This is a genomic window from Mycoplasma wenyonii, assembly GCF_003265155.1.
Lineage (GTDB): Bacteria > Bacillota_I > Bacilli_A > Mycoplasmatales > Mycoplasmoidaceae > Eperythrozoon_A > Eperythrozoon_A wenyonii_C.
Genome location: NZ_QKVO01000022.1, coordinates 1 through 4,961, shown reverse-complemented (window position 1 = coordinate 4,961; position 4,961 = coordinate 1). Strand labels below are relative to the sequence as shown.

7 protein-coding genes are annotated in these 4,961 nt (G+C 35.5%); all 7 read right to left on the bottom strand.

Features of this window, described 5'->3' with window-relative positions; genetic code table 4:
• The coding region (locus DNK47_RS03190; protein WP_146737547.1) for a hypothetical protein at nt 1-191 on the bottom strand (191 nt) is incomplete at its 3' end.
• Nucleotides 192-211: 20 nt separating this feature from the next.
• Entirely contained in the window at nt 212-946 is a 735-nt protein-coding gene (locus DNK47_RS03185) for a hypothetical protein (protein ID WP_112665887.1), read from the bottom strand.
• A 9-nt stretch (nt 947-955) separates the two neighbouring features.
• Nucleotides 956-1,708, bottom strand: a complete 753-nt coding sequence (locus DNK47_RS03180; RefSeq protein ID WP_112665885.1) for a hypothetical protein — start codon at nt 1,706-1,708, stop codon at nt 956-958.
• A 27-nt stretch (nt 1,709-1,735) separates the two neighbouring features.
• On the bottom strand, nt 1,736-2,419 hold the full coding sequence (locus tag DNK47_RS03175; RefSeq protein ID WP_112665883.1) for a hypothetical protein: 684 nt from the start codon (nt 2,417-2,419) through the stop codon (nt 1,736-1,738).
• 22 nt (nt 2,420-2,441) lie between these two features.
• Nucleotides 2,442-3,158 carry a hypothetical protein gene (locus DNK47_RS03170; protein ID WP_112665881.1) on the bottom strand — a complete coding sequence of 239 codons (717 nt, stop codon included), beginning with the start codon at nt 3,156-3,158 and terminating at the stop codon, nt 2,442-2,444.
• A gap of 88 nt (nt 3,159-3,246) precedes the next feature.
• On the bottom strand, nt 3,247-3,945 hold the full coding sequence (locus DNK47_RS03165) for a hypothetical protein (protein WP_112665879.1): 699 nt from the start codon (nt 3,943-3,945) through the stop codon (nt 3,247-3,249).
• Between the two features lie 160 nt (nt 3,946-4,105).
• A complete protein-coding gene (locus tag DNK47_RS03160; RefSeq protein WP_146737546.1) occupies nt 4,106-4,615 on the bottom strand; it encodes a hypothetical protein in 510 nt (169 codons plus the stop codon).
• Nucleotides 4,616-4,961: the final 346 nt, after the last annotated feature.

Genomic DNA, 4,961 nt, shown 5'->3' with positions numbered 1-4,961 from the left:
GTACTAGAGGAAATAACTGTTCTTTCTATTAAGTCAGTTGATGTGCCGGAAGAAGCGGTGGAAAGGCCATGCTCTGTAAGTGTGGAAGGGGAAGAAGAAAATTGCTGAGATATTTTTGTTCCGGCAGTTACTCCTCCTCCAATAATTGCTACTGCAAGAGCAGAATAACCTAACTTAGCTACTAGAAACATAACTTATTTATTTGGATTAATTAATTGACTAATCATCTACATGTACCAAATAAGCATTTTTCTGTAATTGTTGGGTGAGTTAACTTAACAAAATCTACTTTCTTGTCGTCATAATCTTTGTCTCCATATTCTCACTTACCAGTTATCTGAGAATCTTCAGTTACAAATTGAGAACTTCGAAATTTAGTGGTATAAAAATCATCTGTCGCATCCTTTTGAGGTTCATCTGTCCAATTTTCAATACTTAATTGTTTGCCCTCAACAAATTTTTCTCCATTTCTTAAAAGACTTTTGGGAAATATTCCTGTTCATTTTTCTGTAAGAATGGTGTCATCGCTACTTGGTCCATTACAGGAGACAGCAACATAATCAGACTCAGATAGTTGAAGTTCCGCAATAACTTGTTTCAGACTTATAGTTACTGTGCAATTTCCCGTTGTTTCTTCTTCCGCATGTTGTTCAAGAGTCTGTGTGACTGCAACAATACTAGAAGAGGATGGGTCGGGATCTGTTCTTTCGGTTGCAGGGTCTAGAGTTTCTTGAACATCTCGATGAGTATCTTCTGTATCTACAGTGCTTTCCACAAATTCTTGAGAAGATGATCTGATGTTTTTTTCTTCTAATGAATGTGATACTGTACTTAATGTTTGTTGTTCTGGGGAAATTGTCTTCGAAGTTGCGACATATGCTCCTACTACACCTACAACTGGTGCAACAAAACCTATACCGGCAAGAAACTTAATTGCACCAATCATGACTTATTGCTACTCTGGAAAAATATAAAACTTATCTGAAATTCCTGACTTACTTAAATTGACTTCATAAATTGGTATTTCGTCTTCTGTAGTTCTCTCTACAAATGTATTTCCTCATCTTCCAGTAACAGGGGTTTTCAAGAACTGTTCACTAGTAAAAACATGTTCAAATAGCTCTGTGTCATAATCATCGTCGTTAGGAATCTCTATTTCTTGAACATCTAACTTAAACTTAGTACCTTGTTCCAATTTGATAGCTTCTTCTTTCAAAAGACTTGTAGGAAAAAATCCTTTTCATAAACGTAACATTGAATCACCTTCTACGCTATTTCAACAATGAACAGACATATAAGGAACAGAGGAGGTAGGTAATTTTTGAAGAGTTTCTGGCGTAACTATTACCGTGCAGTTTCCTTCTGGTTCATCAGCTTGTAATGTTTCCTCTACTAGAAGATTTGAATCTTCTTGATGAACTGCCTCAGTTTCTAATGGATGTTCAGAAGGTAAATCAGCCTCTGTGGCCCCTAAATGACTAGTGTCATGAGAGTCAACTATTCCAACATCATTAGTTGGTTGTGGTAGAGAAGGAGCTTGTAATTCTGCAACTACAGGGGATTGTTGTGTGTCTTGACTTTTAGCAATTAAAGTTACTGCATTATGTGAATTAGATTTGCTGGAAGAAGAAAGGGGAATTCCAATTGCTGTCCCACCAGCTCCTGCTACAAAAACAGAAAGAGCAAATTTAGAAACAATTCCTGTCATTTCTACTAAAAAGAATTACTCCTTTAGTTAAGAGGAATAAGTTAGGTAGGCGTATTCAACTGAATGAGGATTCCCTTGCAACCTCACTTTGTAAACTGGATTATCCTCTGTGTCATCTACTATATCATCACTTCATCTTCCGATAATAGGGGAGGTGGTTGAGAATTCTTTACTTTTAAATGTTGTTTTGTATGAACCATCTTCTAGATAGTCTTCGTCTTCATTGTCTTCTTCTGTAACTCCAATATCAAACTGTTTATTTTCAGAGAAATCTACTTGTCCCCCCTTAAAAAGAGCTTGTGGGAAAAAACCATGTCAATCAGTCAAAATTGCCTGCGATACTCTAGGGTTTTGACAAACAAAAGAGATATATATTTGTTCTTTAGGTAACTTGTCAATAGTACTTTGTTGGTCATTAACTACTCTGCAATTACCTGTTGTTGTTGCTTCAAATTTTTCTGCGATTTCTTCAATATGTTCGGGCTCAGATGACAATGCTTGTGTTTCTACTACTACTTGTTGAGCTGGTTGTGAAACAACGGGAGCAGGTAAAGTTACTTCTGCTTGAGTTCGACTTGAGGAGGAGTCTAAGGTAGTTGAAAGGTTACTTACTACAGATTGTGGGTTTTTAGAAGAGGGACCAAAAGCAGTTGCTCCACCTGCCCCCGCAACAGTTACAGGAAGAACGAACTTTAATACGACCTTGAACATATTTATTTAAAGCTCATTATTTTTACAGTCATTGAAGATAAAACTTATCTACAGTTTTTGAGCCCATTAATTTAACTTCATAAACAGGTTGTTCGTGATCTACAGTTTCATCAACAAGATTGCTACCAAATTTTCCAGTTATAGAAGAGCCAACAAATTGCTGACTACTAAATACTATTCTTGTGTCAGTATCATCTTCTGCAAGATCTTGAGTTGAGTCATCATCCTTTGCTTGAATATCAAACTTAGCTCCCTTTATCAATAATTCAGCATTATCTATAAACAACTCTTTAGGCAAAAAACCTCTTCACTTAGTTAAAGAGGCGTCGTAGCCTCCTGAATTTTCACAAAAAACCGAAACATATTGAGAAGTTTTGGGAAGATGAGAAATAACTTTTTCTTTTCATCCATCTTCTACAACACAATTTCCTTCTCCATTAAGGTTCTGAGTTAACTTAATTTGTTGTGGTTCAGGTGTAAGTTTTTCTGAACTTTCAGGAACAGATAATGCAGAACTTTCTTCAGCTACTTGTGTTTTAGCTACTGGCTCGTCCCCTTGAAGGGTGTTTTCAGAATGATTACTACCTTGTGTCTCTGAACTTAAATCTGAATTTGAATCTTGTTGTAAAGATGTTGTACTAGTATTTTGAAGTTTGGAAAAAACTCCCAATACTGTGCCCCCCCCGCCAACTGTAACTGTGGCAACAGCCGCAATGACTAATTTTGCAAAGAAGGCCATTATAAATAAATTACTGGAATCATTTTAGAGATGTTTAAAGAATTTATTTAAGTAAATCTACCTTAAGACTTAAAATTAAAAGTTTTTTTTATTTATTAAGTGGTGTTATTTTAATTTGTTCACAAGAAATGACCTTTCAATTGTTTTGTCTTCCTGCAAAACATCTTGATTCGCCATTGGATTTAAAAGCTTGTTTATATTCTGGAATTAGTAAAGAATCAGTGAATTTATAAGTTGGAAAGTCAAAAGAAGGGCAGATAAATCTTATTTTTGTATCAGGGGTAATAATGGTACCAACAGCAACACAGGTACCGCTAGTGAAATACTTAAAGAATGGGAATTTAAATGTTCCTTCTTTATAAGCTATCTTGAATGGCCCTTCTATAGGATTATCACCCTGTTGTCTTATAGTATTCCAACCTTTTAATCCTTTTCATTCCCTCTCTTTTCAATCATCTATAGAAGAGTTGAGTGTCGCTCTCGGTCAATTAGAGGAAGTTAAGCCTTGAATATTAGTTAATGTTTTATCTTTGGAATTAAAAAGATATCAATCTTTTGTATTACTAGAGTTTGAACAAGATACTACTGTATAAGTTCCATCAACATTTGTTAAGAAAATTTCACATTTTTTAGATTCAAGGGGTCCTGTTTCTTCTTGAAGTTTTTGTGTATCTTCTTGTGTACTTTTATCTGTAGATGAAGATACTTGGGAAAGGGGATAGGCAACTCCGAAGCCTAAAGCAGATACAAGTATTGCCTTTAATCCTATTAATAGTGAAGAGGCCATATAAAGGTTCTTGTTTCTAGGATTTTAGAGCCAAAATTCTTGTAACTTAATTAGAAGTAATTTTTCTATATATACAAACAAAACCCTTTACTGGAGGGGTTATCGTGATATAAAAAACAAAAAATTGAAATTCAAAAATTAATTAATTTTTAGTACTTTTTTACTCAAAACTCAATTTTGCTTTTGCGGTAACCTTGTTACTCCAGTCTAGGTCTGTTCCTTCCGTTGTTACTTTTAGATTACATTCAGCTTTCTTACCGTCCTTGTAGTTTGTACAGTCATCGAGCCGGATATTGGAGCTCATTTTGTGCTCCTGGCCGGATCTGAAGTACTGATAATTACCAAATTGAGCCCCAAGCCTGATCAATTCAATTTCTCGCCCCTTTTTTAACTCATTTCAAGAGCAAATAAATTTGGTTGTCTCTAGACTACTTCTGTCAAAAGTCAAAATACTTCCAACAGCCCCCTGCTCTTTTTGATGTACATAAGTAACACTCAACGATCCTCCATACTGATTTCTCAAGACTCTAATTCCCGTTCATTCTTTAGGCCATAAGTTGTCCCCCTTATCATTTCTAAGAAACACTTGAACCTCTTTAGTAACTGGTCCTCGTTTAAGTAGCTGATCTTTCTCTTCCCCGTTTAAGTCAACCTTTCACCCGAATGTCACTTGTTTCTGACCATCACCATAATTCCCAGTACATGGCAAGCTTGCACTTATTTCATCTATTTCTATCTTTCATTTATGGGTTGTGCGACTGATGTAATAGTGAACATGAAATTTTTTGAATTTTTGAAAAAATTAGTTTTCTTCTTAACCGTTTTTTATTATCGTTTTGTTGTCTCTGATTGTGACCGATTGAGTCGCTTGCCTTTCGTTAAGTACTGTCGGGGGGGGTGGATGCGACCTTGTGATTTATTTCGTTAGATTGGTAAATTTGTTTTCTTTAATGAGAGCTGAATGAGGTTATTTTGTGGCCTGACGGTTTGACAGTTTCGGCTTAATGAGTAAGATC